Source organism: Microbacterium sp. H83 (genome assembly GCF_001650405.1).
In the GTDB taxonomy this organism is placed as follows: domain Bacteria; phylum Actinomycetota; class Actinomycetes; order Actinomycetales; family Microbacteriaceae; genus Microbacterium.
The window spans coordinates 75,682-89,332 of the sequence record NZ_LWCU01000008.1 but is presented as its reverse complement, the minus strand read 5'-3'; the positions used below and the strand labels follow the sequence as shown (position 1 = coordinate 89,332).

11 protein-coding genes and 1 tRNA gene are annotated in these 13,651 nt (G+C 66.1%); 9 read left to right on the top strand and 3 right to left on the bottom strand.

Going from position 1 to position 13,651, the window contains the following annotated elements:
• Positions 1–22: 22 nt before the first annotated feature.
• The gene (locus tag A4X16_RS04760) at positions 23–799 is read right to left on the bottom strand and encodes a hypothetical protein (RefSeq protein WP_067117135.1); all 777 of its coding nucleotides are present in this window, start codon (positions 797–799) and stop codon (positions 23–25) included.
• A 99-nt stretch (positions 800–898) separates the two neighbouring features.
• Between A4X16_RS04760 and A4X16_RS04755 the strand changes: the two genes are divergently transcribed.
• The gene (locus tag A4X16_RS04755; protein WP_067117131.1) at positions 899–1,945 is read left to right on the top strand and encodes a hypothetical protein; all 1,047 of its coding nucleotides are present in this window, start codon (positions 899–901) and stop codon (positions 1,943–1,945) included.
• Between the two features lie 60 nt (positions 1,946–2,005).
• Positions 2,006–2,096, top strand: a tRNA-Ser gene (locus A4X16_RS04750).
• Between the two features lie 242 nt (positions 2,097–2,338).
• Here A4X16_RS04750 and A4X16_RS04745 read toward each other — a convergent pair.
• Entirely contained in the window at positions 2,339–2,527 is a 189-nt protein-coding gene (locus A4X16_RS04745) for a hypothetical protein (protein ID WP_157559963.1), read from the bottom strand.
• Between the two features lie 938 nt (positions 2,528–3,465).
• On the opposite strand from A4X16_RS04745, the gene A4X16_RS04740 reads away from it, so the two are divergent.
• From A4X16_RS04740 to A4X16_RS04710, 7 genes are all read left to right on the top strand, one after another.
• A complete protein-coding gene (locus tag A4X16_RS04740) occupies positions 3,466–6,192 on the top strand; it encodes a helix-turn-helix transcriptional regulator (RefSeq protein WP_067117125.1) in 2,727 nt (908 codons plus the stop codon).
• A 121-nt stretch (positions 6,193–6,313) separates the two neighbouring features.
• Positions 6,314–7,144: an alpha/beta hydrolase gene (locus A4X16_RS04735; protein ID WP_067117122.1), complete on the top strand. Its 831-nt coding sequence runs from the start codon at positions 6,314–6,316 to the stop codon at positions 7,142–7,144.
• Position 7,145: 1 nt separating this feature from the next.
• Positions 7,146–8,465, top strand: coding sequence for an APC family permease (locus tag A4X16_RS04730; RefSeq protein WP_082914273.1), 1,320 nt, complete (start codon positions 7,146–7,148; stop codon positions 8,463–8,465).
• A gap of 77 nt (positions 8,466–8,542) precedes the next feature.
• Positions 8,543–9,250: an SDR family NAD(P)-dependent oxidoreductase gene (locus A4X16_RS04725; protein ID WP_067117116.1), complete on the top strand. Its 708-nt coding sequence runs from the start codon at positions 8,543–8,545 to the stop codon at positions 9,248–9,250.
• A 17-nt stretch (positions 9,251–9,267) separates the two neighbouring features.
• Positions 9,268–9,645: a YybH family protein gene (locus A4X16_RS04720; RefSeq protein ID WP_067117112.1), complete on the top strand. Its 378-nt coding sequence runs from the start codon at positions 9,268–9,270 to the stop codon at positions 9,643–9,645.
• 121 nt (positions 9,646–9,766) lie between these two features.
• Positions 9,767–10,777, top strand: a complete 1,011-nt coding sequence (locus A4X16_RS04715) for a hypothetical protein (RefSeq protein WP_082914272.1) — start codon at positions 9,767–9,769, stop codon at positions 10,775–10,777.
• Positions 10,761–11,786: a nitronate monooxygenase gene (locus A4X16_RS04710; RefSeq protein ID WP_067117105.1), complete on the top strand. Its 1,026-nt coding sequence runs from the start codon at positions 10,761–10,763 to the stop codon at positions 11,784–11,786. Before A4X16_RS04715 ends, A4X16_RS04710 begins: the two co-directional genes overlap by 17 nt.
• Positions 11,787–12,401: 615 nt before the next feature.
• On the opposite strand, the gene A4X16_RS17370 is transcribed toward A4X16_RS04710, so the two are convergent.
• Positions 12,402–13,604 (bottom strand): DUF4839 domain-containing protein, encoded by a 1,203-nt coding sequence (locus A4X16_RS17370; RefSeq protein ID WP_082914271.1) that lies wholly within the window; start codon positions 13,602–13,604, stop codon positions 12,402–12,404.
• Positions 13,605–13,651 lie beyond the last annotated feature (47 nt).

Here is a 13,651-nt window from a genome sequence, read left to right as displayed (position 1 = left end):
GGGCAGGGGGAAGGGTGGGGAGTCAGACGCTGAGGTCGGCCCGGGGCTCCATGACGATGCCCTGCGCCTCGAAGACACGGCGGCGCTCCTCGATGCGGCGATGGAGCTCGACCTGCGCGTCATCGATCAGCTGCGGGTCGAGGTCAACCGTCACGGGATGCGCATCGCCGTGGTTCGCGGCGATGTAGACGTCGAGCTCGGGACCCGAGGTCCACGACGTGATGAGCGCGTAGCGCGGAGCGGTGCCCCGGTGCCAGACCGCATGCCAGAACCGCTGCGTGTCGACGATGATGCGCGAGCCCTGACGCAGCGGCAGGCGGATCTCGGTCGCCGGGTCGAAGCGGTCGGAGCGCAGGAGCAGCAGTGACTCGGCGTCGTCGGAGAGGTTGTAGTAGCCGCGGACGACCCAGCCGGTGCCGTCGGTGTTGAGGCGGTTGTTGTCGTCCTGGTGCAGGTTGTAGACGGCATCCGCGTAGGTGTTGGGCTGCAGCTCGATGACGCGGCAGCGCCCGACCCCGGCGCCCGGCTCGAGTGCGCGGGCCTGCAGCGTCGGCGCGACGGCGACCTGCGACTCCACCCACACGCCGTCCTTGTCGGTGCGCGGGGGAGTGTGGTTCCAGAAGCCGTTGCACTCGATCTCGCCCGCGTAGCTGGCGAGCGGCGCGAAGCGCGTGACACCCGACGAGCGCCATCCGATGTAGTGCAGGTCGGTCCATTCCAACGGGTCGGATGCCTGATCGTGGTCGTCGAGCACGACGTACCCGGTCTCGGCCAGCGCCTCCGACGTGATGAAGCCCATGGTGCATCCCTCCGCTGTCACTGAGGCCATCCTGACCAGCGGCTTCCGAGGGGTATGCGCCCCTGGCCGGGGAAAAGCCCGCGCCGGTACCCTGGAGCCATGACTCAGCCGCAGGGCGCCCTCCTCGTGGGCAGCGTGAACTTCGACGACGCCGAGACCACGATGCGCACCGCCGCGGAGATCCTCGGACCGCGGCTGCGCCGCATCCCCGACGGCGAGGTCGGCAAGAGGTTCCACTGGATCATGTTCCAGCCCGACGTGCTCGGTGAAGCCGACGGGATCGAGCGGATCGGCGACGAGCCCATCCCCTTCCGGGCCGGCATCGACGCGCGGCCGCTGCGCATCGCCGACGGGGTGGATGCCGCCGGCATCCGACTCCAATCGCTCGGATACGCGGATGCCGCGATCGAGTCATACGCGATCTTCACCCGCCTGCGCGACGAGGGCGCCGTGCCCGAGGGGACGCGCTTCCAGGTCTCGCTGCCGACGCCCGTCGCGGTCGTCACCTCGTTCTTCTTCGGCGACGACCGCGCCGCCATCGCGCCCGTGTACGAGGCCGCGCTGCGCCGCGAGGTCCACCGGATCGTGGCCGAGATCCCGCACGACGACCTCGCGATCCAGTGGGACGTCGCGAGCGAGATGGGCGTCATCGAGGCCGCGCCCGCGTTCGGCCGCATCATGGACGTGTGGTGGGAGGGCGACCCGTTCCCCGGGCTCGTGTCGCAGCTCGCCGACCTCATCGACGCCGTGCCTGCGGACGTCGAGGTCGGGGTGCACCTCTGCTACGGCGACGTCGCCGAGAAGCACTTCTTCGAGCCGACGGATGCCGGCAACCTGGTCCGCTACGCGAACGCCGTGATCGCGGCATCCGCTCGTGACCTCACCTGGCTGCACCTGCCGGTGCCCATCGAGCGCGACGACGAGGCCTACTACGCCCCGCTCGCCGGGTTGCAGCACGACGGCGAGCTGTACATCGGGCTCGTGCACCGCGAGGACGGCGTCGAGGGTGCCCGCCGCCGGTCGGCCGTCGCCCAGCGCTTCGTGCCGGAGTTCGGAGTCGCGACGGAGTGCGGCATCGGACGCGCGCCCGAGGGGACGACAGAGGGCATCCTGCGCACGCACGCCGAGGTCGCCGCGGCCTGGTGACGTCGGGCGGAGGATGCTGTCGATTCGCGCCGTGGCGCGGGTTGTCGTAAGCTAGTCCGCGGTGACGTGTCCGAGCGGCCGAAGGTGCAACTCTCGAAAAGTTGTGTAGGGTAACCCCCTACCGTGGGTTCAAATCCCACCGTCACCGCCACCACGAAGGCCCCGACTCCCGTTGGAAACACGGAGATGCGGGGCCTTCGTCATGCTCGGCGGCCGCCTTGCGGTAACGCAGCGGTAACAGTCTTACGGATCGAAGCAGACCGCCGCGTGCAGCCGTCAGTGAGTCCAAGGCGGAGGCGTCATCTATGCGCCCGTTCCCGGAGAGCGCGAACAGGATGAAACCAGGTCCACTTTTGGAACTGCGTTCGCGGTCGCGAATACACCGAGGTGGTGCTACCTCGCCAGTCTCCTTACGAAATCGTCGAGGTCTGCGCGCAGAGCCGCGCGGGATTCGGCGCCGAGATAGGGCATGTGCCCTGACGGGTACCGCACGAGATGCATCCGCGTCGAGTCGTGAGGCGTCTGGGAGAGGGCGAAGCGCGCCTCCGCCCAGCTCATCACGAGATTGAAGTCGCCGGCCACGATGTGCACCTCGAACCGGATGCGGATGCGCTCTCACCGCGAATGCGCGCACCCTTCCTGCTCGTGGACAACCTGGCGCCCCGTCTCGGGGACATCGGTCCGCACGTACTCGGTACACACGTAGGTTGCCCCGGGCTGACCGAGGCCATCGCTGACGACGGTCTCGGTGACGCGCGCCTCATAGGCGATCTCGCCGCGACGATCTGGTGGATGCAACCCGGGAAGAATGGTTCCTACGCCGATAGTTCGGATAACTGTGAATATCGGCGGTTAGAAGCACACCCCTTGAAGTGAGAAGGGGCTGAGAACGAGCTTAACGCGCTCGGCCCCCGATTATGAGCGGATCTGTCGTTTCTGCCCAATTCCCGTGGTTGAGAGCGATGGGAGCGCTTGCCTGCGCGGCTGGGGCGGGTCATTTTGGGTGGCTGAGCCCACGGCGCCCCGACATGGGTCTTGGGGAATGCGGTCGGGTACGCAGGATGCGGGAAGCTGCGTCTCTGACCGCGATCGGGTGGGGTCTCCCACATGCCGTCGTTGCTTCCGAATGCCCGCATCCGCCGAGCCAGTCCGCTTCTGTTTGGCCAACCACTCCGGGCCAGTAATACCGTCGAGTCAGTACGTCGAACGGACGTGGTGCAGATAGGGAGCGTACGGCGCTCCGGAGACACGAGTTCGTGGCATCCGCCGACCACAGCGCGGAGCTGCATTCCGTCCACTTGCGTATCGCCGCAATGCCTGGCCGTCCCCGCAGGCGTTCACGTGGAGTGGAGTTGGGCGGCGTCAATCGGCTGCGGACCTGCCATGCTGGTCTTGTCGGGGGAATACGACTCGCTGTGGGCCACGTTTTGCTCTGTTAGCACGATGTGATGCGCGTACGGTTGCACCGGGAGGACATACGTGATGGGAACGGCTAGGCCTGGTCGCGGCGACGGTTCCCTATGACGCAGGACTCCCGCACGACGTCGCCCGGTGTTCGCCTGTTCGGCCGCGCTCGCGAGATCGAGACACTTCAGAAGCACCTCGACGGGCAGCTCGATCCAGTGCTCGTGCTTCGCGGCGATCCCGGAGTCGGCAAGTCGGCGCTCCTCCAGTATGTAATCGTCGATGGAGCGCGCGTCGTCAGAACAATAGGTGTCGAGTCTGAGACGCAACTCTCGCTCGCCGGACTGCACCAATTGACCAGCGCCCTCTCCGAATCGCTCGCGCAGTTGACCGACCGCGAACGCCAACTCTTCGATAGCGCTTTCTCTGGTGAACTGCGGGATCCCTCCGTCATGGGCCTCGGGATCGCGTTGCTGAACCTGTGGCACGAGGCTGCGACAGCAGATCCTCTTGTCGTCGTGATCGATGACGCGCACTGGATCGATCCGGTCTCCCTTGAGATCCTCATCTTTGCCGCGCGGCGGGTTACTGAGCCGCGCATCCGCGTCGTCTTCGCGCTGCGTGGAGGGTACGAGACGGTCCTCGACCAGGCGCGTTTTCCCGAACTGCTCTTGGAGCCGATTGACCCGGGTGAGGCCGGTCGTCTTCTCGACGAGCAGTTCCCCGACCTGCCTCCGGGTTCTCGTGACCTGGTTCTCGAGCAGGCGGCCGGAAACCCGTTGGCTCTCGTGGAGCTTCCTACCTGCATCACGCCGACTAGTTCCGGGGCGCAGGCCGAGGACCTCCTCTACCCGTCCGGCATACCGCTCAGTGACCGACTTGAGCGCGTTTATGGACGACGACTCACGTACCTCGATCCCAAGACCCGGCAGCGCCTCCTCTACGCGGCGTTGGACGGTGTCGCATCTGGCGCGGGAGGTTCTGCCAGGTCCGGCAGGAGGTTCAACCTCGCGGGTGTGGACTCGGCGCTCGAACAGGGCCTGGTCGTCGTCGATGAGATAGGGCGCTTCGCGTTTCGGCATCCGCTGGTCCGTTCTGCGGTCATACAGCTCGCGACACCGAACCAGCGCCGAGAGGCGCATGCCGAGCTCGCCCGATTGTATGAGGATGACCTGGAACGGCGGGCGAGTCACTTGTCGGCGGCGACCGTCGATCCGAGCGAGGAGGTCGCCGACGTGCTCGAGGCGGCAGCCCGACACGCAGTGCGGCGCGGGGGTGCAGCTGCCGCGGTTTCGTGGCTGACCCGGTCGGCGGAGCTGAGTGAAGATCTCGACTCCCGACGACGTCGGATCGCCGCCGCCGCGTACACCGCTGGGCAGGCAGCTCTGCTTGACGAGGCAGCGTCGTTGGTCGAGTTGAACGGTGACTCTGACGCACCAGATGCCGTGCTCACCGCGTCCTATCTTGCCCTGTACAGGGAGGGCGACGTGCGGGGAACGCACCGCCGGGTCCATTCCACGATCCGTAAGCATGCCGAGACACTCGATCCTGAGACCTATCACCGCTTGATCAACCTGCTTCTCGCGATCGATCAGTTCGCCGGTGACGAGGCTCATTGGTCGGAGACGGATGCGCTCCTTGACTCGCAGGGCGAGGGCGTCGAACCCTTCACGTTGATCTACCGGGATGCGTGGGGCGATGTCGTCCGACGAGGAACCGACGTTGCGCCGCGCATTCGGGCCGCCTTCGATTCCTCTCCGGAGGACGAGCCGTGGAACGTGATGCGCCTTGCTGTCGCCGCCTACTACGTCGATATCTTGAGCGAGTTCCGCTCGTACCTTGAGCTTCTGGTTGCTCGTGAGGCTGAGACCGGCGCGGTAACGAACGTGATGACGATGCTCCAACTCATCGTCCTCGAAGGGCTGGGGTCTGGCGCATGGGACGACGCCGAGGCCGCAGCCCGGCGAGGTCTCACGCTCACCGAAGAGCACGGGTACGCGCTCTTCCACCACCAATTCCGCGCCTTTCTGGGCGTTCTCGCCGCCCGACGGGGCGAGCTCGATGACGCACGCTCGCATCAGAGCGCCGTTGAGACCTGGGGTCGTGCACGCGGAGTCGGCTTTCTCACGGGCTTTGCGGAGGCGATCGCGATCACCGCTGCAATCGCCGAACAGGACTGGGAGAACGCCTACACGCTCGCGGCCGGAGTCACCACACCCGGCGGATTCGCACCTTACGTGCAGCAGGCCCCACGAACGTTCTACGACCTGATCGACGCCGCGGTCCATACCGGACGCGGCGAGGAGGCCCGTGCGCACGTCGAGGCGGCTCTTAATGAGCGCCTCGGTGAATTGTCTCCGCGACTCGAGATGTTGGTTCTTGCGGCGCAGGCGCTCGTCGCTGAGAACGACGACGACGCGTCAGAGCTGTTCCTGGCCGCGCTGCAGACACCGGGCGAACGTCTGTTCCCCTTCGACGCTGCCCGCATCCGACTCGACTACGGCGCGTGGCTGCGTCGGCATCGCGAGTACTCGCTCGCGAGGGAGACGCTGGATGAAGCCGCTCGGATCTTCGACGAGCTCCGCGCCGTGCCGTGGGCACAACGAGCGCGCGAAGAAGGACGCATTGGAAAGCCCCTCGCGACAGGGCCGGAAAGCCTCACCAGTCAGGAGCGCCACATCGCGGAGCTGGCTGCATCCGGCCTCAGCAACAAACAGATCGGTGCCATGCTGTTCCTCTCCCCGAGGACCGTCGGCGCGCACCTCTATCGCATCTTCCCGAAGCTGGGCATCTCGTCGCGCGCATCTCTTCGGGATGCCCTCACGGCGATCTCAGAGGGATGACGACCTAACGGATCGCGCAGCCGCGGATTAGGTCATTCGACAGATTCGGAGCCTGTGACCATCGCAGGAACCTTGAGTCATCAACAAACGGCCCGATGGGCCCTGACTCAAAGGATCTGACATGACTACCGCAAACCCCACCAAGGTGATCTTCATCCACGGCCTCTGGCTGCACTCCACCGCGTGGCAGCCCTGGGTGGACCTGTTCAACAAGAACGGCTTCGACGCAGTCGCACCCGGATGGCCGAACGAGCCCGCCACGGTGGCAGCCGCGCGCAACAACCCTGGACTCGTAGCCAACATCGGCATCGACGACATCACGGCTCACTACGAGCGCATCATCCGCGATCTCGATGAAGCACCTGTCGTGATCGGCCACTCCTTCGGTGGCCTCATCACCCAGAAGCTCGCCGGCATGGGCCTCACTCGCGCCGCTGTCGCGATCGACCCGGCGCAGATCAAGGGCGTGAAGCCGCTGCCGTTCGCACAGCTGCGCTCGGGCCTTCCTGCACTGGGCAACCCTGCCAACAAGAAGCGGGCGGTCTCTCTGACGGAGAAGCAGTTCCGCTACGGGTTCGGCAACGCGATCTCTGAGGAAGAGTCGTCGCAGCTCTTCAACCGCTGGACGATTCCGTCGCCGGCGCGTCCGCTCTTCGAGGCGGCGTCCGCGAACTTCTCCGCGAAGTCGCCGGCGAAGGTGAACACGGCGAACAACACCCGTGGCCCGCTGCTGCTGGTCTCCGGACAGATGGATCACACCGTGCCGGATGTCGTGACGCGTGCGGCCTTCAAGCTCTACGGCGACTCGACAGCCGTCACTGAGCTGAAGCAGTTCGCTGACCGCGGGCACTCCCTCACGGTCGACAGCGGCTGGAAGGCGATCGCCGACTACTCGCTGGAGTGGCTCGCCCGACAGGGCGTCCGTGGCACGACGAGCCAGCAGACCGCCTGAGATGAACCGGGCGAGCGGTGGAGCGCCGAACCATGGCGCTCCACCAGCCCGACTCTGCGAGGAGACGACGATGAGCCACGACGTCCGTATCGGAAGCGTGAAGGGGACAGCCCTTTTCACTGCGACCGTTGTCGGTCCCGGCATCCTGACGCTGCCGGCATTGGCCGCGCAGCAAGCCGGACCAGCCTCCCTCCTGACGCTTCTTGTTGTCCTCGCAGTATCGACCCCTATCGCGTTCACCTTCGCGGAGCTCGGACGGCGGTTTCCCGCGACCGGGACGGACGTGGGGATTCCGCACTTCGTCGCGAGCGCGTTCGGCGCAATGAGCGGCAAGATCGTATCGGCCCTGTTCCGCTACGGCGTTCCGATCGGGGTCCCCGCTCTCGGGCTGATCGCCGGAAGCTACGTCGAAGAGGCCATCGGGGGCGGCAGGGTGACGATGGTCGCTGTCGCCGCTGCGACGACGATCGCGGCGATCGTCGCGATCACAGTTCGGCGGGCAGGAACCGGAGTGTCGACGGTCATCCTGACCGCCCTGCTCATCGCATTGATCACGGCAACGGTCGTCGCCGCAGCCCCCTTCATGCAGACCACCAACCTTCATCCGTTCGCACCTCAAGGCGGATTCGCGACGGTGTCGGCTGCGCTCGTTCTGACGTGGGTTCTCACCGGGTGGGAAGCAACACCGAGCTTCGCCCGGATCCTCCGAGACCCGGCGCTCACCCTTCCGCGGGTGACGTTGGCGACGCTCGTCCTGGTCTCGGTGATGTACATCCTGGTCGCTCTTACCGAGATCCTGGTCCTCGGTCCGACCGCGGGCGATACCTCGGCTCCGCTTGCTCGGATGCTCGGTCTGGCGTTCGGTGCCGCAGGGACTCTGGTTGCAGCGGGGGTGGCCCTGGTGGTCACGCTCGGTAACAGCATTGCGTACGTCGGGAGCATCGCTGAGCTCGGCACCGACCGTGCAGAGAACCGACGAGCACGAGTCAGAGCTCTTCGTGGACCCGTGCTGGTGATGGTGGCGACGATGCTGGCCGTAATCGTCCTCCCGATCGGGCCGGATGTCATCGTCGCTGCGTGCGCTGCCTGCCAGGTGCCGGTCTACGCCGCCGGTCTCGCAGCCGCACTTCGACTGCTTCCCGCCTACACGCGGGCGTGGTGGGGAGCCATGACCGCTCTAGTCGCGGTGTCTGGACTGCTCGTCTCGGCGGGGGCTTACCTCGTTCTTCCTGTCGTGATCGGTGTCACGGCAGTGCCTGTCATCAAGACTCGCGCTCGACGTACGCAGATGTCCGCCGAGCTGAAGACGCCGGCTTCGTGACCCGAAGCCGGAATGACGCCAGTGCGCACGACGCCAACCGACGGTCGGCAGCTGGCACGACAAAAGGAGAAACATCAATGTCAACTCAGAAGGTTGCAATCGTCACGGGTGCTTCCCAGGGCATCGGCGCGGCCATCGTTGCGGCGTACCGGGATCTGGGATGGGCGGTGGTCGCCAACTCGCGTTCCATCGAACCGTCCACTGACGACGGTGTCCGTACGGTTGCCGGCGACATCTCGGATCCTGTCGTCGCTGAGCGCGTCGTGCGCGCGGCGATCGATGAGTTCGGGAGAGTCGACACGCTCGTGAACAACGCCGGCATCTTCGTCGCCAAGCCGTTCGTCGACTACAGCACCGAGGACTTCGCGCGGATGCTGAAGGTCAACCTGGAGGGCTTCTTCCACGCGACCCAGCGCACGACCGAAGCGATGACGGAGCAGGGCTCGGGACACATCGTCTCCATCACCACGACGCTGGTCGAGTACGCCAACTCGAACGTGCCCTCGGCGCTGGCCTCGCTCACGAAGGGCGGACTGGCCGCCGTGACGAAGTCTCTGGCGATCGAACTGGCCCCTCGCGGCATCCGGGTGAACGCGGTTTCGCCCGGCATCATCAAGACGCCGATCCACCCCGAAGAGACGCACGCTGCTCTCGCGACGCTGCATCCGCTCGGGCGCATGGGCACCGTCGATGACGTCGCCGCCGGTGTGGTCTACCTCGAGCAGGCTCCATTCGTCACTGGAGAGTTCCTGCACGTCGACGGCGGCCAGAGCGCCGGCAACTAGGCGAAGAAGGTGGAGTCATGAAGACGAGCAAAGACATCGCCGCAAGTGCGGCGATCAGCGCCCTCGATGAGTGGGCGCGGAACGTCACGGAGCATCGACCCGACGCCGTCGCTGCTGGTTTCACCGAGGACGCGCTGTTTCAGGGTTTCGACCCGGAGCACGCCACAGGCCGAGCCTCAGTGCAGGAGTACTACGCGAAACAGCCCGTCGGGCTCCGTGCGTCGTACGAGCTCAAGGCAGTGCGCCAGGTCTCTGACGGCAACGTCATCGCCTTCGCACGCGCGGTGTTCGTCCGCCCCGACGGCGAGGTGATCCCCGTGTTCCTCACGGTGCTCCTCGAACGACACCCGCACGGCTGGCTGATCAGTCATTACCACGTGTCCAAGATCAGCTGAACTCCACCGATGCCATCCTCTGACGGCGACCGATCAGGAACTGCTGTCTACTTTTCCGCGATCCGGTCGCCGTCACGGGCGGCACGTGACGAACACCCGCCCGGAACGAACGGAGAATCCCATGAACACCTCACGACCGACGCTGAACCTTTTCGGAATCAGCTTCGGTCTAGCCGGACTGTCCGGAACATGGACAGCAATCTCGCAAACCCACGACCTGCCGATGCTCCCCGCAAACCTGCTCTGGAGCATCACCGCAGTCGTATGGACCGTGCTGATCGCCCGCTTCGCTTTCGCACTCACTGCCAAGGAGCTCACCGCCGCCCTGCGCGACCCCGTGCTCGGACCATTCGCCGCCCTCGCGCCGGTGACACTCATGCTTCTCGGTGGACGGCTCCACGAATACCTCCCGGATGCCGGTGCAGCGCTGGTCGCGATCGGCGTCGTCGCGGCCGCCCTCTTTGCCGGCTACTTCCTCGCCAGTCTCTTCCGCGACCGTCGCGCATGGGACCAGTTCCACTCCGGTTACCTGCTACCGACCGTGGCTTCCGGCCTCATCGCCGCCCAGTCCCTTGCCCAGGTCGGAGCCGAAGTGCCCGCACTCAGCGCATTCGCCGTCGGCGCGCTGTTCTGGGTGCTCGTCGGTGCCGCACTCCTTGCTCGACACGCCACCGGAACACCTCTGCCCGCCCCACTGGTCCCGACGATCGCCATCTTCGCCGCACCCCCTGCCGTCGCCGGTAACGCCTGGTTTGCTCTGTCCCAGCCCATGTCCGACATCACCGCGGGTATCGGTCACGCATTGCTCATCGGCCCCTACGTGGTTCTCATCCTCGGGCAGCTGACGTTCCTGGGCACTTACCGACGAGTCCCGTTCACGCTCGGTTACTGGTCCTTCACCTTCACGACCGCGGCCAGCGCCACCTACGCGATCAAGCTCCTTGACACCTATCAACCCGCAGGCCACGAGATCTTCGAGTGGATCGCAGCCGCCGCGGCAACCGCCCTGATCGGCGCGATCGCCATCCGATCAATCGGCTTCGTCATCACACGCCGACGCACCGCGATGGACACCAACGACAATAAGCACCACGCACGAAAGGAAAGCCTGACGAATGGACAACAGGTTTGACATCACGAAGCTGCAGGTCCCACTGATTCAAGCTCCCATGGCCGGCGGGCCGTCAACGCCGGCGCTGGCAGCGGCCGTCAGCAACAGCGGCGGTCTCGGCTTTCTCGCCGCCGGCTACATCACCGCAGATCGGCTCGCCGAGGACATCGAGAAGACCAGAACACTTACAGCCTCGCCCTTCGGCGTCAACCTCTTCGTGCCATCACCCTCGGCGGCCAAGCCGGAGGACATCGCCGCGTATCGAGAAGCTCTTGCCGCGGACGCACAGCGCTTCGGTGTCGAGCTTCCGGAGCCCCGATACGACGACGATTCGTGGGATGAGAAGCTCAGCGTGGTGCGACAGTTCCGGCCTGCGGTTGTCACGTTCACGTTCGGGGCACCGGACCATGCTGATGTCAGCACTCTGCAGGAGGCGGGCATCGCCGTCGGGATCACCGTCACCACACCGCCGGAGGCCAACGCGGCGGAGGCCTCGGGACCCGACTTCCTGATCGTCCAGGGGCCCGAAGCCGGCGGACATCGCGGGACGTTCAACCCCACAGCCCTGCCATCTGCTCAACCGCTTTCGACACTCATCTCGGAGATCCGCGAGACGACCCGCGTCCCGTTGATTGCTGCAGGCGGCGTGGCCACACGGGCAGATGTCAGCCGCCTCCTCCGGGGCCACGGAGTCGTCGCCGTACAGGCGGGCACGGCGTTCTTGCGTGCGGAAGAAGCCGGCACCAAGCCGGCACACGCGGCGGCAATGACGGACGAACGATTCCAGGTCACCGTCGTAACGCGAGCATTCTCCGGTCGATACGCGCGCGGGATCGAGAATGAGTTCATCCGAACCCATGACCCGCACGCCCCCTTCGGATACCCGGAAGTGAACATGCTGACCGGCCCGATCCGTGCTGCCGCGGCCAAGGCTGGCGATCCTGACTACCTCAACCTCTGGGCTGGTACCGGCTTCCGCTCCGCGCTGCATGCTCCCGCGGCTCAGATCGTCGCCTCGCTCGCCCCATAGACAGCAGGTCCACGCAGAGCCCAATCGTCCTGCTTACTCGTTGATCACCTCGTCCGCTCGCGGCTAGGGGGAGTCACGCAGCTCTCGCGAAAAGACGCGTCGGCATGTGTCAGGCGGGGTCCGCGAGATCCGGGAGCATACGGCGTCCGCATAGACGGCGGTCTGTGTCGTCTCGTTGGTGCGCTTGACCAACATGCGCGGCCACACCACATCGACACGGCCGACGTGAAGCTGCCCCTGATCATCGGCCTGTCCGCCTCGAGGAAGCACAGCGCCGCGTGGACGGGCACCTGGAGCTCACCCCGAGGGCCGCCTGCACGAGGCGCAACTGCTTGCGAACGCCGACGAGCTAGTCCTGTCGCGACCTCCGATGCGCAGGGTCACCGTGCGTGGGTGGAGGATGCCGCGTTCGGCATGAACCCGGGCACCCCGTGCGCGCAACAAGGCCGTCCAGACCGCCGGCGGCACGGTCGTTCTCGACTTCGACCAGGCAGGGATGCTGCTCGGCGTCGAGGTGCTCGGCGCGACGAAGCTCCTGGACGGAGAGTTCCTCGCCGGCGCTGAGCGGATCGATCAGCGGTAGCTCGACGGTCGCGCGTTCAGGGCGGCGACAGTTCAGCGCACGCTGGTCCGCACCGGCTCGAGAAGGAACAGCTGACCGTCGAGCGAGCCGACGCGAGCGATGACGTGGACGTTGTCGCCGACACCGATGGTGTCGGGAGCGTCGTCCGTGAGATGCAGGTCGTTCGTGATGCTGACGTCACGGAACTGGAAGCTGGGACCGCCGTTCGAGTGGGTCTCGCTGTAGTCGCCGCTGACGATCATGATGTCGTAGCGGCTCGTGTAGCCCTCGTGCGGGTTCATCGCGCCGATCGCGCCGTCGAACTCGATCAGTTGCCCGGCGTACTTCTGGGCAAAGGCTTCGACGGTCGGGCCGTCCTGGGGGCCTGTGAGCAGAGCCGCGAGGTCGGCGTTGTTCTGGACGGTGAGCGTCGGCTCATCAGCGGGAGCGGTCGCGTCTGGCTCTTCCGGCTCTGTCGAGGGCTCGTCACGCGGTGCGACCGCTTCCGTGCTCGGAGTGCTCGCCGGCGCCGTGTTGTCGTCCTTGTCGCCACCGAGGGTGATCCCGAGGATGATGGCGATCGCGACGACCACGAGCGCGCCGCCGACGATTGCGAACAGTTTCCACGGCAGCGGCGGCTTCGGTCGGCGGAACACCAGCTCCGTGCGGAGCTTGCCGGGGTTCTGAGTGACCAGCTCCCAGCCGTCCCTCTCCCACTTGGAGATCATGAGCTTCTCGGTGCCGCGGACCGTCTGGACGGTCTTCGTCTCGTACTTCACGGTCTCGGGCGCGGTGGCAGCCTCAGGGCGCGCGCCAGTGTTCGTCATCGGGTCTCCCTCCCAGATCCCCGGCTCGTCCTTCGTGACCCAGCACTTCACGAGGAGCTGACCGAAGATCGACAGCAGCTGCTTCGGCGACGTGGCGGGCCCTCCGGCGATCGGCCCCTGCCGTGTGTTCGATCGCGGGTCCGCCTGGCTCGGGTCGACGATCTCGACGATGATCCGCTTGAACGGGATCACGTGCTCGACCTTCCGTTCGGCCTGCGGCAACTCCATCGCGTCCTTGGTCGCGAAGGACACAGGGTGGCCGTCGTCGAGCGCACCGAGCATCTGCCGGAGTCGGCTCGGGTACCCTCCTGACCCCTTGGTCCAGAGGTTGCCGCCGGCGGCCAGGTGCGGCCGGACGTCCGTCTCGATGAGATCGAACGCGGCGATCGCGGCACGGGTACGGCGCTCGTCAAGGCGCGGGGTGTTCATGGTGCGATCCTTCCACCGGCGGGAGACATGGGCCTGTCGGCTCGGGC

Excerpts from the sequence above, each read along its gene's own strand:
- A4X16_RS04760 (WP_067117135.1), bottom strand. The coding sequence starts at position 799 with ATGGGCTTCATCACGTCGGAGGCGCTGGCCGAGACCGGGTACGTCGTG.
- A4X16_RS04755 (WP_067117131.1), top strand. The coding sequence starts at position 899 with ATGACTCAGCCGCAGGGCGCCCTCCTCGTGGGCAGCGTGAACTTCGAC.
- A4X16_RS04740 (WP_067117125.1), top strand. The coding sequence starts at position 3,466 with ATGACGCAGGACTCCCGCACGACGTCGCCCGGTGTTCGCCTGTTCGGC.
- A4X16_RS04735 (WP_067117122.1), top strand. The coding sequence starts at position 6,314 with ATGACTACCGCAAACCCCACCAAGGTGATCTTCATCCACGGCCTCTGG.
- A4X16_RS04730 (WP_082914273.1), top strand. The coding sequence starts at position 7,146 with ATGAACCGGGCGAGCGGTGGAGCGCCGAACCATGGCGCTCCACCAGCC.
- A4X16_RS04725 (WP_067117116.1), top strand. The coding sequence starts at position 8,543 with ATGTCAACTCAGAAGGTTGCAATCGTCACGGGTGCTTCCCAGGGCATC.
- A4X16_RS04720 (WP_067117112.1), top strand. The coding sequence starts at position 9,268 with ATGAAGACGAGCAAAGACATCGCCGCAAGTGCGGCGATCAGCGCCCTC.
- A4X16_RS04715 (WP_082914272.1), top strand. The coding sequence starts at position 9,767 with ATGAACACCTCACGACCGACGCTGAACCTTTTCGGAATCAGCTTCGGT.
- A4X16_RS04710 (WP_067117105.1), top strand. The coding sequence starts at position 10,761 with ATGGACAACAGGTTTGACATCACGAAGCTGCAGGTCCCACTGATTCAA.
- A4X16_RS17370 (WP_082914271.1), bottom strand. The coding sequence starts at position 13,604 with ATGAACACCCCGCGCCTTGACGAGCGCCGTACCCGTGCCGCGATCGCC.